17 protein-coding genes are annotated in these 15,013 nt (G+C 60.0%); 8 read left to right on the forward strand and 9 right to left on the reverse strand.

Features of this window, described 5'->3' with window-relative positions:
• Positions 1-27: 27 nt before the first annotated feature.
• Both rssC and rssB read right to left on the reverse strand, forming a co-directional pair.
• Positions 28-510 (reverse strand): anti-sigma factor antagonist RssC, encoded by a 483-nt coding sequence (gene rssC / locus ACQY47_RS06620; protein WP_003172602.1) that lies wholly within the window; start codon positions 508-510, stop codon positions 28-30.
• Positions 510-1,691 carry a two-component system response regulator RssB gene (rssB, locus tag ACQY47_RS06625; protein WP_099548684.1) on the reverse strand — a complete coding sequence of 394 codons (1,182 nt, stop codon included), beginning with the start codon at positions 1,689-1,691 and terminating at the stop codon, positions 510-512. Before rssB ends, rssC begins: the two co-directional genes overlap by 1 nt.
• Before the next feature lie 276 nt (positions 1,692-1,967).
• Here rssB and ACQY47_RS06630 point away from each other — a divergent pair, with 276 nt between their 5' ends.
• Positions 1,968-2,264, forward strand: coding sequence for a PilZ domain-containing protein (locus ACQY47_RS06630; protein ID WP_017137444.1), 297 nt, complete (start codon positions 1,968-1,970; stop codon positions 2,262-2,264).
• A gap of 62 nt (positions 2,265-2,326) precedes the next feature.
• On the opposite strand, the gene ACQY47_RS06635 is transcribed toward ACQY47_RS06630, so the two are convergent.
• The gene (locus ACQY47_RS06635; RefSeq protein WP_065929195.1) at positions 2,327-3,016 is read right to left on the reverse strand and encodes an MlaA family lipoprotein; all 690 of its coding nucleotides are present in this window, start codon (positions 3,014-3,016) and stop codon (positions 2,327-2,329) included.
• 209 nt (positions 3,017-3,225) lie between these two features.
• On the opposite strand from ACQY47_RS06635, the gene ACQY47_RS06640 reads away from it, so the two are divergent.
• Together ACQY47_RS06640 and ACQY47_RS06645 are read left to right on the forward strand one after the other, a co-directional pair.
• On the forward strand, positions 3,226-3,834 hold the full coding sequence (locus ACQY47_RS06640; RefSeq protein ID WP_099548682.1) for a phosphatase: 609 nt from the start codon (positions 3,226-3,228) through the stop codon (positions 3,832-3,834).
• 110 nt (positions 3,835-3,944) lie between these two features.
• On the forward strand, positions 3,945-4,211 hold the full coding sequence (locus tag ACQY47_RS06645) for a DUF4404 family protein (RefSeq protein ID WP_017137441.1): 267 nt from the start codon (positions 3,945-3,947) through the stop codon (positions 4,209-4,211).
• Positions 4,212-4,347: 136 nt separating this feature from the next.
• Here the strand turns inward: ACQY47_RS06645 and queF are convergent, their stop codons facing one another.
• Together queF and ACQY47_RS06655 are read right to left on the reverse strand one after the other, a co-directional pair.
• Entirely contained in the window at positions 4,348-5,178 is an 831-nt protein-coding gene (queF, locus tag ACQY47_RS06650) for an NADPH-dependent 7-cyano-7-deazaguanine reductase QueF (RefSeq protein ID WP_177032560.1), read from the reverse strand.
• Positions 5,179-5,244: 66 nt separating this feature from the next.
• On the reverse strand, positions 5,245-5,775 hold the full coding sequence (locus ACQY47_RS06655; RefSeq protein WP_138453710.1) for a cupredoxin domain-containing protein: 531 nt from the start codon (positions 5,773-5,775) through the stop codon (positions 5,245-5,247).
• A 156-nt stretch (positions 5,776-5,931) separates the two neighbouring features.
• On the opposite strand from ACQY47_RS06655, the gene ACQY47_RS06660 reads away from it, so the two are divergent.
• On the forward strand, positions 5,932-6,612 hold the full coding sequence (locus tag ACQY47_RS06660; RefSeq protein WP_428556608.1) for a heavy metal response regulator transcription factor: 681 nt from the start codon (positions 5,932-5,934) through the stop codon (positions 6,610-6,612).
• Positions 6,609-7,964 carry a heavy metal sensor histidine kinase gene (locus ACQY47_RS06665; protein ID WP_428557348.1) on the forward strand — a complete coding sequence of 452 codons (1,356 nt, stop codon included), beginning with the start codon at positions 6,609-6,611 and terminating at the stop codon, positions 7,962-7,964. The genes ACQY47_RS06660 and ACQY47_RS06665 overlap by 4 nt, the downstream gene beginning before the upstream one ends.
• 105 nt (positions 7,965-8,069) lie before the next feature.
• On the opposite strand, the gene ACQY47_RS06670 is transcribed toward ACQY47_RS06665, so the two are convergent.
• Genes ACQY47_RS06670 through ACQY47_RS06680 form a run of 3 tightly spaced genes read right to left on the reverse strand, consistent with a single transcriptional unit; the run spans position 8,070 to position 11,319 of the window.
• A complete protein-coding gene (locus tag ACQY47_RS06670) occupies positions 8,070-9,317 on the reverse strand; it encodes a lipoprotein-releasing ABC transporter permease subunit (protein WP_056857275.1) in 1,248 nt (415 codons plus the stop codon).
• Between the two features lie 60 nt (positions 9,318-9,377).
• The gene (gene lolD, locus ACQY47_RS06675) at positions 9,378-10,061 is read right to left on the reverse strand and encodes a lipoprotein-releasing ABC transporter ATP-binding protein LolD (protein WP_020372695.1); all 684 of its coding nucleotides are present in this window, start codon (positions 10,059-10,061) and stop codon (positions 9,378-9,380) included.
• A 7-nt stretch (positions 10,062-10,068) separates the two neighbouring features.
• Positions 10,069-11,319 carry a lipoprotein-releasing ABC transporter permease subunit gene (locus ACQY47_RS06680; protein ID WP_017137435.1) on the reverse strand — a complete coding sequence of 417 codons (1,251 nt, stop codon included), beginning with the start codon at positions 11,317-11,319 and terminating at the stop codon, positions 10,069-10,071.
• 94 nt (positions 11,320-11,413) lie between these two features.
• Between ACQY47_RS06680 and ACQY47_RS06685 the strand changes: the two genes are divergently transcribed.
• Both ACQY47_RS06685 and ACQY47_RS06690 read left to right on the forward strand, forming a co-directional pair.
• Positions 11,414-11,992 (forward strand): PilZ domain-containing protein, encoded by a 579-nt coding sequence (locus ACQY47_RS06685; protein WP_138453757.1) that lies wholly within the window; start codon positions 11,414-11,416, stop codon positions 11,990-11,992.
• A gap of 44 nt (positions 11,993-12,036) precedes the next feature.
• Entirely contained in the window at positions 12,037-12,759 is a 723-nt protein-coding gene (locus ACQY47_RS06690; RefSeq protein WP_017137433.1) for a glycerophosphodiester phosphodiesterase, read from the forward strand.
• A 42-nt stretch (positions 12,760-12,801) separates the two neighbouring features.
• On the opposite strand, the gene sthA is transcribed toward ACQY47_RS06690, so the two are convergent.
• Positions 12,802-14,196 (reverse strand): Si-specific NAD(P)(+) transhydrogenase, encoded by a 1,395-nt coding sequence (gene sthA, locus ACQY47_RS06695; protein WP_017137432.1) that lies wholly within the window; start codon positions 14,194-14,196, stop codon positions 12,802-12,804.
• A 235-nt stretch (positions 14,197-14,431) separates the two neighbouring features.
• Between sthA and ACQY47_RS06700 the strand changes: the two genes are divergently transcribed.
• Positions 14,432-14,974, forward strand: a complete 543-nt coding sequence (locus tag ACQY47_RS06700; protein ID WP_138454216.1) for a chalcone isomerase family protein — start codon at positions 14,432-14,434, stop codon at positions 14,972-14,974.
• The last annotated feature ends 39 nt before the right edge of the window (positions 14,975-15,013 follow it).

A 15,013-nucleotide genomic window follows, 5' to 3' on the forward strand; every position in this document is an offset into this window, starting at 1 on the left:
CACATTGGATTGGGTTTCAACTGAAGGTCAGTGGCGCTCTAGGGCGTTGACCAGGTCGTGGAAGGCTTCGCGGTTGGACTCGTTCAGGCCCATCAGGATCTTGTGCGCTTCCAGCACCTTGACCCGTACCACTTCTTCGGACTGGTCTTGCGAAGGCAGGTCGGTCAGGCATTCCGGGCACGGGATCGGGCGGTCAACGATGTTGAACACTTGATCAAAGCCCATGGACTGCAACAGACGGGTGATGTCTTCGTGGGTGGTGACGACGGTCGGCAACAGGCCAACCTTCTGCCGAGACAGAATGGACAACTTGGCCAACAGGCCAAGGGTGGTGCTATCGATGCTGCGGGTTTCGGTCAGATCGATCACGATCGCTGAGAAGTTCAGCGCGGTGAAGATCCGCTCAATCGTCGCATCCAGCGCCGAACACAAGGTCAGGCGCACTTCACCGACAAACTTCAGGACGAAGGTCCCGTCTTGCTCGGCGAATTGGATTCTTCCGGTACTCATCAAAGATTCCTGCTCAACACCAATAGGGCGATATCATCCGGCATCTCCCCTAGCGTGGACAATCCAAAAACCTGCCGCAGGCCATCCAGGCTGCCGCCCGCCGACTTGACCTTTTGGGGCAAGGCGGCTTCTTTCTCTTTGAGTGTAGGCTCTGGAAGAAGGTCCAGTATGCCGTCGGACATCAGCGTAAGGCTGAACGTCGGCGGCAATTCCAGGATGTGGTCTTCGTAGGTGGCTTCGTTAAACAAGCCCACCGGCAGACCACGGCCTTCCAGGTAACGCACACTGTCGGGAGTGTATAAAACCGGCATCGGCAGGTGACCGCCGATGCTGTAGGTCAAAAGACCGGTTTCTTCATCAATAACGCCGCCAACCATCGTCACGTGCTTGCCCAGCTTGCAGCTGATCAGGCCTCGGTTGATGTGGCCCAGCACCTCGGAGGGGGTGAACTCCGGCAAGGTGCCATTGCGCTTGGATTCGAACAACAGCCGTGTGGTCATGAATTTCAACAACACGGTAACAAACGCAGAAGAAGCGCCGTGGCCGGACACGTCGGCCAGGTAGAACGCCACACGTCGCTCATCGACGCGGAAGTAGTCGACAAAATCACCCGACAGGTACAGCGACGGGATGATCTGGTGCGCAAACTTGAATTCGTCGATGGTCCACGGGCTCACCGGCAGCATGTTCATCTGCACCTGGCGACCGGCGTTCTGGTCTTCCTGGAGCAAATTGAGGCTGGCTTCGAGTTCGCGGTTGGCGGTTTCGAGCTTTTCGCGGTAGCGCTGGTTTTCCAGCAGCAGGCGAGCACGGTCCAGCGCGCGGCGCACCGAATGCTCCAGCACCGCCAGGTCTTCCAGGGGCTTGATCAGGTAGTCGGCAGCGCCCAGGCGCAGGGCCTCGACAGCATCGTTCATCACGCCGGCACCGGACACAACAATCACTGGCGTCTGCGGCGCACGCTCGGTTACCTGGCGAATCAGCTCGAGGCCGCCCATTTGGGGCATGCGCAGGTCGCAGATCACGAGGTCGGGCTTGTCGCGCTCGAACACCTGGAGACCCTGTTGGCCATTACTGGCCTGCAGGACGCTGAAGCCACTGTCTTCCAAATAGGCCGCGAGGCTCGCGCGCACTACTTCGTCGTCATCGATTATCAGCAGCGTGGCACTGGTTTTTTGCATGTGGGCAAACGGCGCCAGAATTAGGTTGGCGTAGGCGGCTCGGCAATGGCCGGGCTCACGTACTGGATTCGCTTTCTAGCCTCTCTGTCCTACAAAGTACTGGGATTTCTCCCATGCACAACGGTAAAGCAGAGGTGCCCTTCTAAGGCGCAGACGGTACTCCCATCCGTCAGGGGTTTCAAGCTCATGCCGATGGTCGCCGGGCGTCTTTACACCGCAAATCACCGGGAGTTATAAGAACAGTCACCACCACAACACAAAGTAAGGATGGAACCCGTGAGCGAACATGAGCGCGGCTACGACGAAAAACGCGATTTCATCCGCATGCGCGTGGATGCCGATGTGGCGCTGATCCACGCGGGGCAAGAGATTGCCGGGGTTTGTGTGGACCTTTCCAGCTCCGGCATGCAGGTTGAGGCACCTCGCCAGTTTCAGGTGGGAGACCAACTGACCGTGCGCATCGATTCGGAACACGCCGCCCTCACGGGCCTGGAGGCGGACACCGAGGTGGTGTGGGCCAAAAACGAAGGCGAGCGCCAGCACCTGGGCCTCAGGATCTTGAAAATGCGCTGAAAAACGCGCACAAAAAAGGCGACCTATAGAGGTCGCCTTTTTTCATTTCAAAACGTCACGGCTTAAAAGTCGTCGACGACCTTGCCGTCTTTTACCTTGAACTCACGGTTCTGCAGGTAAGCGTTACGGATAAAGGTGTATTTGTCGCCCGTGATCAGCTTCTCGCTGTCGAGCAGGCTGGCACGGGTATCAACGATGTTCAGGCCGAAGGTGCTGTTGCGCCAGCCGATATCGTTCATGTAGCGGTACGGTTGGGTGTAGCTGTCGACGTATTTGGACGGCGCATCACGCAGGGTGCTTGGGCCGAGCAGCGGCAGCATCACGTAAGGACCGCTGCCAACGCCCCAGTAGCCGAGGGTCTGGCCGAAGTCTTCATCGCTGCGTTGCAGCCCCATTTTGGTGCCCACATCAACAAAGCCAAGCACGCCGAAGGTGGTGTTCATCAACAGGCGGGCGGTGTCTACACCGGCGGCGTGCGGCTTGAGCTGCAGCACGTTGTTGGCCAGGTTGCCGACATCGCCGATGTTGCGGAAGAAGTTGTGGATGCCGTCTTGCACAAATTGCGGGGTTACAAATTGATAACCCTGGGCAATCGGCTTGAGCGCGTAGGTATCAACGGTGTCGTTGAAGGTGAAGATCGGGCGGTTGACGCTTTCCCATGGATCGTCTTCCGACGCAGCCTGGGCTGCGAAGGGGGCGAGCAGGATAGTTGCACACACAGATAGCTGAGCGAAGTACTGGCTCCAGCGCATAGCTTTGGCTCCTTGAATGATCTGTCATGGGCGCTATGCCCTGAATAAGACCGTCAGTATATGACGGATGTGTGGATTTAGGCAGTAACGAGGAAACGACATACGCAAAATGCACAAAATTCCTACAAACAGGTTAAGTGTCATCCGCTTGTCATGCAGCCCGGATAGCGTCGTAGCTATTTCAGGATAGTTATTTCAGGGAAGTCGAAATGCCTCACGCCGAAATTGCCATAGCCAGCGCCCCCACCTTGACTGCCGTGCTGTTTGGCCTGAGTGGCTGCCTGGTGGATTTCGGTTCCCAAGCCCGCACAGACTCGCCCTGCCCCGACTCCCAGGCCACGCCCGGCGCGCTGAAGATTCTGCGCAGCCTCAAGGACCAAGGCGTGCCCTGCGCCTGGCTGGATGAACTGCCCGCTTCTGTCACCACACCCCTGTCGGCCGCATTGCCCGACTGGGTGAAGGCAACACCGCCCTCCTCCCTCCGCTGGCCGGCGCCACATGCCTGCTGGCAAGCCTTGATGGCACTGAATATCGAACGCCTCGAAGGCTGTGTGCTGGTCAGCGGCGAGCCGCGTTTGCTGCAATCAGGCCTGAATGCCGGGTTATGGACCATCGGCCTGGCGTCCTGCGGCTCGCTGTGCGGCCTGTCACCTGAGCAATGGCAGGCGTTGACCGAACAACAGCGCGAGCACAAGCGCGGCAAAGCCACGGTGGCGCTGTATGGGCTGGGCGTGCATTCGGTGATCGATCACCTTGGCGAGCTGGGCACCTGCCTGGCGGATATCAGCCTGCGCCAGCTTAAAGGCGAGAAGCCCTGATAGAGATCATGCACTCAAGGCGCCGGTGGATTAATCTACAGGTCAGCCCGTAGACCTTTCACGGCGTGCCGCGGTCTATGCCAGTGCCTATCGATAAAAGGAAGAACGTCATGCCTGACCGCATAAAGCTTGAAGAACAGGTCAACATCCTGCGCGGGCAGTTGGAACAGCAACCGCCGCTGTCTGAAGAAAAACGTGAAGCACTGGAAGCCTTGATTGCCAAGTTCGAATTACAACTCGAACTTGAACCGGCCACCCAAACGCCCAGTATTTCCGACGATGTGAATCAAGCAGCCATAGAGTTCGATGCCGAACACCCGGTCATTTCCGGGACATTGCGCAATATCATGATCACTTTGGGCAACATGGGGATCTAACCCGGCCCCAAGCCAAACACAGAACCAAAATGTGGGAGCTGGCTTGCTTGCGATGGCGGTGTATCAGTCACCCGATGTATGACTGATGGGCCGCTATCGCAGGCAAGCCAGCTCCCACATTTGTTTTGTGTGACGGCTACTGACGAGCCAGGCGCACGTTCTGGAACTGCACATTCTCAGTGCTGCGATACGGGTTGATATCCAACCCACCGCGCCGCACATAGCGCGCATACACCGTCAACTTCTCTGGCTTGAGCAACCGCTGCAAGTCCAAAAAGATGCGCTCCACGCACTGTTCATGAAAGTCCGAGTGCTGGCGGAAACTCACGATATATTCCAGCAAACTGGCGTGATCCAACGCGTGACCACGGTACTCCACCACCACGCTGCCCCAATCCGGCTGGCTGGTGACCGGGCAGTTGGATTTGAGCAGGTGGCTGTGCACGCTCTCCTCGATAATGCGCGAGTCGTCGCAACGCAGCAGTTCCGGGCGCGGGTGCTCGTAGTTGCTGACGCTGATGTCCAGGTCGTCGATGCACGCGCCCGGCAACGCCATCACGCCTTCAGCCTCAACCTCGGCCAGGCTGCGGATGCGCACACTCACAGGCAGGCCAGCGGCGGCGCTGAGGTCGGTGCGCAAGGTGGTTTCCAGGCTTTGCGTGTCGGCAAACGCGGTCTGGTTCAGCGAGTTGAGGTACAGCTTGAAAGATTTGGACTCGATGATGTTCGGCGACTCGGCCGGGATGCTGAATTCACCGATGGCCACCACCGGCTTGCCCGATGGCAGCAACCACGACAGTTCGAAGCAGTTCCAGAAATCCACGCCCTTATAAGGCAGGGTTTCGGCAGTCAGGCCCAGCTCGGCCCATTTGGCGGCGCGAGGGATCGGGAACAGCAACGACGGCGTGTAGGTAGAGATGTATTCACTGGACTTGCCCAGCGGCGAATGTTCGGCTGCGGGATGCATGGCGGAAACCTGGCTAAATAAACCGCGCCAGTCTACCAGCCTTTGCTCCCGCCCTTAAGAATCGCCTCACTCAACGGTCAGCTTGCCGACCATGCCCGCCTGATAATGCCCCGGAATGTTGCAGGCAAACTCAAGACCGGTGGCCTTGTTGAAGGTCCAGGTCAGCTCGGCGGTCTTGCCCGGTTCCACCAGCACGCTGTTGGGATCGTCATGCTTCATGCCACCCATCTCGCCCATATCGCCATGCCCCATGGCGGCGTGGTCCATCTTGCCCATGCCGGTGGCCGTGAGCATGCCGCTGGCCTGCATCTTGAGCATTTCTTTTTGGTGTTCGGCGTGCATCGCCGCATCACCCAGGTTGAACTCGTGCAGCAACTGGCCTTTGTTGACCAGCACAAAGCGCACGGTCTCACCGGCTTTTACATCCAGAGCCTTGGGCGAAAAGGAAATGTCCTGCAGGGTTACTTCTACGGTGCGCGTGGCTTTATCGGCCGGTGCCGGGTGACCAAACGCGTAGGTGTGAGCCTCATCAGCCATTGCATTAACGCTCAATGCCAACAGACAGCCCGCCAATAACAGAGGTGTACGCAACGCCATGACGCTTCTCCAAAAAAGTGTGTCCAGCTTGGTCAGCACTTTAAGATGGCTCTGCTGCCAGCCAGCTGACTGCTAGATTACAACTTTGTCAGGTTACGCCCTGACGCTGCCGCCCACGGTATAAAGCCCATCGCCACCTGTTGCCACGAGTTGCCCATGAAACTGCTGATCGTTGAAGACCAACCGAAAACCGGCCACTACCTGCGCCAGGGCCTGACCGAGGCTGGCTTTACCACCGAGTTGGTGGCCGACGGCACGAGTGGGCAGCATTTGGCCCTGACCGGCGATTACGATCTGCTGATCCTCGACGTGATGCTGCCCGGCCGCGACGGCTGGCAAATTCTGCACGCCGTGCGCAGTGCCGGCCTGGACATTCCGGTGTTGTTCCTCACCGCCCGCGACGCCGTGGAAGACCGTGTGCACGGCCTGGAGCTGGGCGCCGACGATTACCTGGTCAAGCCTTTCGCCTTTTCCGAATTGCTGGCGCGGGTGCGCAGCCTGTTGCGCCGTGGCAGCAGCACGCCGCAGGAAATCGCCCTGCAACTGGCCGACCTGCGCCTGGACCTGATCCGCCGCCGCGTCGAGCGCGACGGCCAGCGTATCGACCTCACCGCCAAGGAGTTCGCCTTGCTCGAACTGCTGCTGCGCCGCCAGGGTGAAGTGCTGCCCAAGAGCCTGATTGCCTCCCAGGTGTGGGACATGAATTTCGACAGTGACACCAATATCATCGAAGTGGCGATCCGCCGCTTGCGCCTTAAAGTCGACGACAACTTCCCCACCAAGCTGATCCACACCGTGCGCGGCATGGGCTATGTGCTGGAGGAACGGTGCAATTGATTGCGCGCCTGTCCCTGGCCAGCCGTCTGGCATTGTTGTTTGCCGGCTGCACGGCGGTGGTCTCGCTCATCGCTGGCGTGTTGTTTAACCAGGCCAGCGAAGCGCACTTTATCGAACTGGACCAGCAGCAACTCGACGGCAAACTGATCGCGCTGCGCAGCACCTTGCAGGGTGTCGACTCACTGGCGTCCTTCACCCCGCGAGAAGCGCAACTGCGTGCCGAACTCAGCCGCCAGCCGGACCTTGCCTTGCGCATCAGTGCCGCCGACCAACGCTGGTTTGATGGCGCGCCGAGCGTCACGCTGCCCGCAGCGCCCGGCCTGCACAGCCTGCAAAATGCCGGCACCGATTATCGCGTCTACAACGCGCCATTGCTGGCGGGCCAAGCCAGTTCGCCGCAAGTGACGCTGATCCTCGACATCACGCACCACCAGCACTTTCTGCAACGCATGCAGCGGTTGATCTGGCTCACGGTCGGCTTGTCCGCCCTGGCCACCGCGCTGCTCGGCGCATGGGCAGCACGCAGCGGGCTGCGGCCGTTACGGCGCATGAGTGAAGTGGCCGCCGGCGTGTCGGCCCACTCCCTGACCCAACGCTTGCCCCAGGCGCAAATGCCGGTGGAACTGGCCGAACTCGCCCAAGCGTTTAACGCGATGCTGGGACGGCTCGACGACGCGTTCCAGCGCCTCTCGTCTTTCTCCGCCGACATCGCCCATGAACTGCGCACGCCCCTGTCGAACCTGCTGACTCAAACCCAGGTGATCCTCACCCAGCCGCGCCCGCTGGAGGACTACCGCGAGGCGCTGCACAGCAACCTGGAGGAGTTGCAGTGGATGGCGCAATTGGTGAATGACATGTTGTACCTGGCCAAAGCCGACCATGGCCTGCTGATGCCCAAGCGCGAAGCGCTGGCGCTGCACGATGAAGTGGAGGCGTTGCTGGAGTTTTTTGCGCTGTTGGCCGAAGACGCGCAGGTCAATCTGGTGTGCGAAGGCACGGCTCAAACGGCGGGCGATCGCGGTATGTTGCGCCGGGCCTTGTCGAACTTGCTGGATAACGCACTGCGGTTTACCCCCGTGGGTGGCGAGGTGCGGGTGCGGATAACGGAAAGCGCACAGGCTGTGACGCTGACTGTCGCCAATACAGGGGAAGGTATCCCTGCGGCTTTGTTACCTAAATTGTTTGACCGGTTCTATCGGGCGGACCCGGCGCGCCGTGAAGGCAGCAGCGAGCATGCTGGGCTGGGGTTGGCGATTACCCAGTCGATTGTGCGGGCGCATGGAGGGAGGATTTATTGTGAGTCTGAAATGGGCTGGACAAGGTTTGTGATTGAGTTGCCCAAGGGGGATTGATGCAAGCTGGGCCGGCCCTATCGCAGGCAAGCCAGCTCCCACATTCGAATGTATTCACACATCAAAATGTGGGAGCTGGCTTGCCTGCGATAGCGGTCTTAGCGTTTACGAATACCTGAGGGCATGCGCCGGCTCAATCTTCGCCGCCCGATACGCCGGGTAAATCGTCGCCATAAAGCTCAACACAAACCCGGCCGTGCAAATCAGCAGTACATCGCCGCCTTGCAGCTCGGAAGGCAGGTTGCTGACAAAGTACACGTCCGAACTGAAGATATGCTGCCCGGTCACGCGCTCCAGCCAGCCCACCAGTTCACTCACGTTCAGCGCCGCAATCACGCCCAGCACGCCGCCGATCAAGGTGCCGACGATACCGATCACCGTGCCCTGCACCATGAAGATCGCCATGATCTGCCGTGGCGTGGCGCCGATGGTGCGCAAAATCGCGATGTCCGCGCCTTTGTCGTTCACCACCATGATCAGGGTGGCGATGATGTTGAACGCAGCGACGGCGACGATCATCAGCAACAGCAGGCCGATCATGGTCTTTTCCATCTTCATTGCACTGAACAGGCTGCCCTGGGTGTGGGTCCAGTCATCCGGCTTGTAGTCGGCGCCGAGGCTAGCGGCAATGTCGGCCGAAACCTTGGGGGCCGCGTACAAGTCTTTCACCGCCAGGCGCACGCTTTGCACCTGGTTCGGCTGCCAATGCTGGATCTCGGCGGCGTCGGCCATGTTGATCAGGGCCATGGAGCCATCCAGCTCGGCACCGACCTTGAAGATACCGACCACGTTCAAGCGCTGCATGCGCGGGGTGATGCCGCCCGGTGCGGCCGTGCTGATTTCCGGCACGATCAGGGTCAGCTTGTCGCCCACATTCAGGCGAAAGCGCCGAGCGGTGATGTCGCCGATCACTACGCCGAACTCGCCGGCTTTGAGGTCTTCGAGTTTGCCGCGCACGATATGCTGGGCCACGATCGACACCTTGCCTTCCTGGGCCGGGTCAACGCCGCTGATCTCGATCGGCTGCATCGCGCCCTTGTAGGAGAACATGCCGTCCATCTGTGTGAACGGCACCGCAGCGGTGACCTCGGGGTTCTTCAGCGCGGCGGCGGCCACGGGCTGCCAGTTATCAATCGGGTTTACACCGACGATGGTGGCGTGGGGCACCATGCCGAGGATGCGCGTGCTCATTTCACGCTGGAAGCCGTTCATTACCGACAGCACCACGATCATCGCCAGCACGCCCAGGGCGAGGCCGATCATCGAGGTCATCGAGATAAACGAGACAAAACGGTTGCGGCGCTTGGCGCGGGTATAGCGCGTGCCGATGAAAATCGATAACGGTCTGAACATTCGCGGGCACCGTTTAAAAAAATGAAAAAGCCTGGCTTAAAAAGCCAGGCTTGAAACGGGTCAGATGGCGACCAGATGACCTTCCTGCAGGTGCAACACGCGGTCCATCTGGCGGGCCATGCTCATGTCATGGGTGACCACCAGGAACGCGGTGCGCATCTGGGTGCTCAGTTCCAGCATCAAGTCCTTGATGCCTTGCGCTGTGTGCGAGTCGAGGTTACCGGTTGGCTCGTCGAGCATCACCAGGCCTGGGTTGTTGACCAGGGCACGGGCGATGGCCACACGCTGGCGCTCGCCGCCGGACAGTTCCGCCGGTTTGTGCTCCAGGCGATGGCCAAGGCCAACGCGCTCCAGCAGTGCCTTGGCGCGCTGGCGGGCTTCCGGGATCGCGGTCTTGCCGATCAGCAGCGGCATGCACACGTTTTCCAGTGCGGTGAATTCCGGCAGCAGGTGGTGGAACTGGTACACAAAACCGAGCGAACGGTTGCGCAGTTGGCCACGGGCTTTTTCACCGAGTGCCGACAGTTCTTCGCCGGCCAGCCACACGCTGCCCTCGGAAGGCGTATCCAGGCCGCCCAACAGGTTGAGCAAGGTACTTTTGCCGGAACCGGAACTGCCGACGATCGCCACGCGCTCGCCCGGGTGCAGTTCCAGCTGCAGGTTGGACAACACCACTACCGACTCCGGGCCTTCCTCGTAGGATTTGCCCAGGTTGCGGCAGCTCAAGATAGCTTTTTCACTCATGCCCGATTCACTCATAACGTAAGGCCTGTGCTGGCTGGGTGCGTGCCGCGCGCCAGGCTGGATACAGGGTGGCAAGGAAACTCAATAGCAACGCGGCGCCGCCCACCATCAACACGTCCTGGGCCTGAACCTGGGACGGCAAGTAGTCGATGAAGTAGACGTCAGCGTTGAGAAACTTGTGGCCGATGACTTTTTCCAGCGCGGCAATGGCGGCGCTGACGTTCAGCGCGGCCAGAATGCCGACGGCGGTACCGATCAAGGTGCCGACCACACCGATCACGGTGCCCTGCACCATGAAGATCGCCATGATCTGGCCCGGCGTGGCGCCAAGGGTACGCAGGATGGCGATATCGCCCTTCTTGTCGTTCACCACCATCACCAGCGTGGAGATGATGTTGAACGCAGCCACGGCGACGATCAGCAGCAACAGCAGGCCAATCATGGCTTTTTCCATGCGGATGGCCTGGTAGAGGTTGCCGTGGGTGCGGGTCCAGTCACGGGCGTAGTACTGCGAGTCGCCCAGGTGCTGGGCGATTTCCCACGCGCCGCGCGGTGCATCGAACAGGTCGTTGAACTTGAGGCGCAGGCCCTGCACCTGATCCGGCTGCCAGCGATGCAGGCGGGCCAGGTCGGTGAGGTTGGTGAGGCCCAGGTAGCCGTCGATTTCGCCGGCGCCGACGTGGAAGGTGCCGACCACGGTAAAGCGCTTCATGCGCGGGAACATGCCGGCCGGGGTCACGGTGACTTCCGGCGCGACGAAGGTCAGCTTGTCGCCGATGCCCACGCCGAGCTTGGCCGCCGCCTTGTCGCCGATCACGATGCCGAAGCTGCCGGGTGCCAAGTCGTCGAGTTTGCCCTGCAACATGAACTTGTCGATGATCGACACGTTACGTTCCTGGGCCGGGTCAACGCCATTGAGCAGGATCTTCTGCACCTTGCCGTCGTTGGTCAGCAGCCCCTGCATCTGGGTAAACGGCGCAACGGCCACCACCTTGGGGTTCTGCTTGACCTTGGCGGCCAGGCTTTGCCAGTCGTTGATGGGTTCATCGGACTCGATGGTCGCGTGGGGCACCATGCCCAGCACGCGGGTGCGCATCTCATGATCGAAGCCGTTCATCACCGACAGCACCACGATCATCACGACCACGCCCAAGGCGAGCCCGATCATCGAGGTCAGGGAAATGAACGACACAAAATGATTGCGGCGCTTTGCACGGGTATAACGCGTGCCGATAAATACGAAGAGAGGTCTGAACATGTCGGGGCTTGTTCGGAGGAAAAGAAGACGTCCCGGTGGCGGGGTCTGGTAAGCAGCTTTACACTCTGACCATTACCGTTACCTGGGGTTCGCCATGTCGACATTAGATGAAGAAGAACGCCGCGAATACTACCGTATCGACGACATGATCGCACTTCAAATCAGCACACTGTCTGCCCCGGAAGCGGCGAGCAAGGAAGTGTTGCTGGATGATTCCCCGCTGTTCAATCTGCTCAGCGAACTGCACCTCAGCGAATTCGAAGCCCAACACCTGCTGCGCCAGATCAGCGAGAAAGATCGCAGCCTGGCGGCCTTTCTCAAAGTCCAGAACAAACGCGTGGACCTGCTCAGCCAGATCATGGCCCGTGGTCTGTTGGACGAAGTCGGCGCACCGCAGCCGGTGATCATCTCCGAAGGCGGCATCGACTTCCAGCACCCCACGCCGCTGGCGCCCGGCGCGCACCTGGCGGTCAAGCTGGTGCTGATGCCCCAGGCGCTCGGCCTGCTGTTGCGCGCACGCGTGACGCATTGCGAGCCCAAAGGCGATGGTTTTGACGTGGGCACGGAGTTCGAATCCATGACCGACGCCCAACGCCAGTTGCTGGCGCGCTATATCCTGCAGAAACAGGCACAGGAACGCCGTCTGGCGCGGGAACAAAGCGACGACCTCTGAATACGTATTGAACACGCCAGCCTATCTGGCGCAAAGGAGCAACTGTGACCCTGATTTACGGCCACCGCGGTGCCAAAGGCGAAGCACCGGAAAACACCCTGACCAGCTTTCAGGAGTGCCTCAAGCACGGTGTACGCCGTTGCGAACTGGACTTGCACCTGTCCATGGACGGCGAGTTGATGGTGATCCACGACCCGACCCTCAAGCGCACCGCCGACCGGCGCGGCAAAGTCGTCGAGTATTCGGCGGCAGACCTGGTAAAGATGGACGCGCGCAAAGGTGGCCCAGGCTGGGTCAAACCGTGCCCGATTCCGCGCCTGGAAGAACTGTTCGAACAGTGCGACTTCGATCACTGGCAGCTGGAAGTCAAAAGTGCCTCGCGCACCCGCGCCGCGACCACTGTGCTGGCGATCCGCGAGATGGCCGTGCGGCATGGCCTGATGGACAAAGTCACCGTGACCTCAAGTTCTCGGGAAGTATTAAAAGCGGCGGTTGAGCTCACCCCGGACCTGTCACGCGGCCTGGTGGCCGAATACGCCTGGCTCGACCCGTTGAAGGTCGCGCAGAACTACGGCTGTGAGTACTTGGCGTTGAACTGGACGCTGTGCACCCCCGAGCGCCTGGAAAAAGCCCAGCGTCAGGGTTTGCACGTGTCCGTGTGGACGGTCAACGAACCTGCGCTGATGCGCAGGCTCGCCGACTTCGGCGTAGATAGCCTGATTACAGACTTTCCCGGTTTGGCCACTGCCACCCTCGAGAATTACTGAAATCGGTCTCCCCGGCCGGCTCAGGCCACCGGCCGGAGCCGCTCAAAAAAGCCGGTTGAGGCCGTCGTAGGCCGCTACCCGATAGGCTTCGGCCATGGTCGGGTAGTTGAACGTGGTGTTTACAAAATACTTGAGGGTATTTTGCTCACCCGGTTGGCTCATGATCGCCTGGCCGATGTGCACGATCTCGGAGGCCTGGTAGCCGAAGCAATGCACGCCGAGAACCTCAAGGGTTTCACGGTGGAACAGGATCTTCAGCATGCCTTGCGGCTCACCGGCGATCTGCGCACGCGCCATGCTCTTGAAGAACGCCTTGCCGACTTCATAAGGCACCTTGGCCTTGGTCAGTTCGTGCTCGTTCTTGCCGATCGAGCTGATCTCGGGAATCGTGTAGATCCCGGTCGGCACGTCGTTCACATAACGCCAGCTGCCATTGTCGACGATGCTGCCAGCGGCCGAACGGCCCTGGTCATGCGCAGCACTGGCCAGGCTCGGCCAGCCGATCACGTCACCGGCACCGTAGATGTTCGGTACGCAAGTGCGGTAGTTCTCATCCACTTCGATCTGGCCACGGCTGTTGACCTTGACCCCGATGTTTTCCATGCCCAGCTTGTCGGTGTTGCCGGTACGGCCGTTGCACCACAGCAAGGCGTCGGCCTTGATCTTCTTGCCGGACTTGAGGTGCAAAATCACCCCGTTATCCAGGCCTTCGACCCGCTCGTACTCTTCGTTGTGGCGCACGGTGATGTTGTTGTTGCTGAAGTGGTAGCTCAACGCCTGGGAGATTTCCGAGTCGAGGAAGCTCAGCAACTGGTCACGGTTGTCGACCAGCTCCACCAACACACCCAGGCCACTGAAGATCGAGGCGTATTCACAGCCGATAACGCCGGCGCCATAGATGATCAGTTTGCGCGGGGTGTGGCCCAGGCTCAGGATGGTGTCGCTATCGTAGATACGCGGGTGGTGGAAATCGATATCGGCTGGGCGATACGGGCGCGAACCGGTGGCGATGATGATGTGCTTGGCCACCAGCTTCTCGACCACGCCATTGGCGCAGACCACTTCGACGGTTTGCTCGTCGGCGAAACTGCCGGTGCCAAAAAACAGGTCGACGCGGTTACGGGCGTAGTAACCCGTGCGAGACGCAACTTGCTTGGAGATGACCTTCTCGGCGCTTTTAAGCACGTCCGGGAACGAGAACCAGCGCGGCTCACCAATGGCCCGGAACATCGGGTTGGTGTTGAACTGCATGATCTGGCGCACCGAGTGACGCAAGGCCTTGGACGGGATGGTACCCAGGTGGGTGCAGTTACCGCCGACCTGGCGACGGCTATCGACCATCGCCACCTTGCGCCCCGCTTTGGCGGCGTTCATTGCCGCACCTTCTCCAGCCGGGCCGGAACCCAGTACCACCACGTCGTAGTTGTAGACAGCCATGCGTACTCCTCAGAACAGGCCAGGCGTACGGTTGGACGCCTGGCTAAATCATGCCGCGGCCAGCGGGCATGAAGGAAATTTTTGGCTCAAGTGTGTGAGCCGGGGCACAGTCTATATAAGGCTCAACGCCGCGCACATTAACCCTTGGTCGCGTCGTAGGCCAGTCTTGCCTTTACTACAGGAACTGCAAACTGGCATTACACTGCTGACACGCACCTTCGCAGGCGGGGCCATTATGCGGCATGTGGTTTTCTGTTTAATGATGATTTTTTCGCTGACAGCGCACGCCAGTGAAGCGAGTCGGCTTAAGCAAGCCGGTTTTGCTGCGCAAACGCATGAGCTGGCGCTGAAAAACCAGGCGGTGCTGGTGTATCTCTGGGCGGATGTGTATGCGGCCGCGCTGTACGCTCCAGCTGATATCAGCGCCAAACAGGCCTGGGACCAGCAAAAGGCTGTGCGCCTGGCGCTGTATTACTTTCGCGACATCGACCGCAATGATGTGATCAAGGCCGCTACGGCTACCCTTGAACGCCAGCAATCCGCTGCAACCCTCGCCCGCCTGAAGCCCGAGCTGGACCAACTGCACGCCAGTTTCCGCAACATTCGCAGCGGTGACCGTTACGCCCTGGATTTTCGTCCTGGGCGTGGGCTGAGCCTGGAGATCAATGAGCAAGTGGTGTTCAGCAGTCGCGATGATGAATTGGCGAAAGCCTACCTCGGTATCTGGCTCGCGCCGAAAGGCCTGTCGGACAGCCTGCGCAACGCCCTCCTGAACTAACCAACGCCCCCAAAAACACCAAAGAACCCTGTGGGAGCT

It is taken from the genome of Pseudomonas edaphica, assembly GCF_965277385.1.
In the GTDB taxonomy this organism is placed as follows: domain Bacteria; phylum Pseudomonadota; class Gammaproteobacteria; order Pseudomonadales; family Pseudomonadaceae; genus Aquipseudomonas; species Aquipseudomonas edaphica.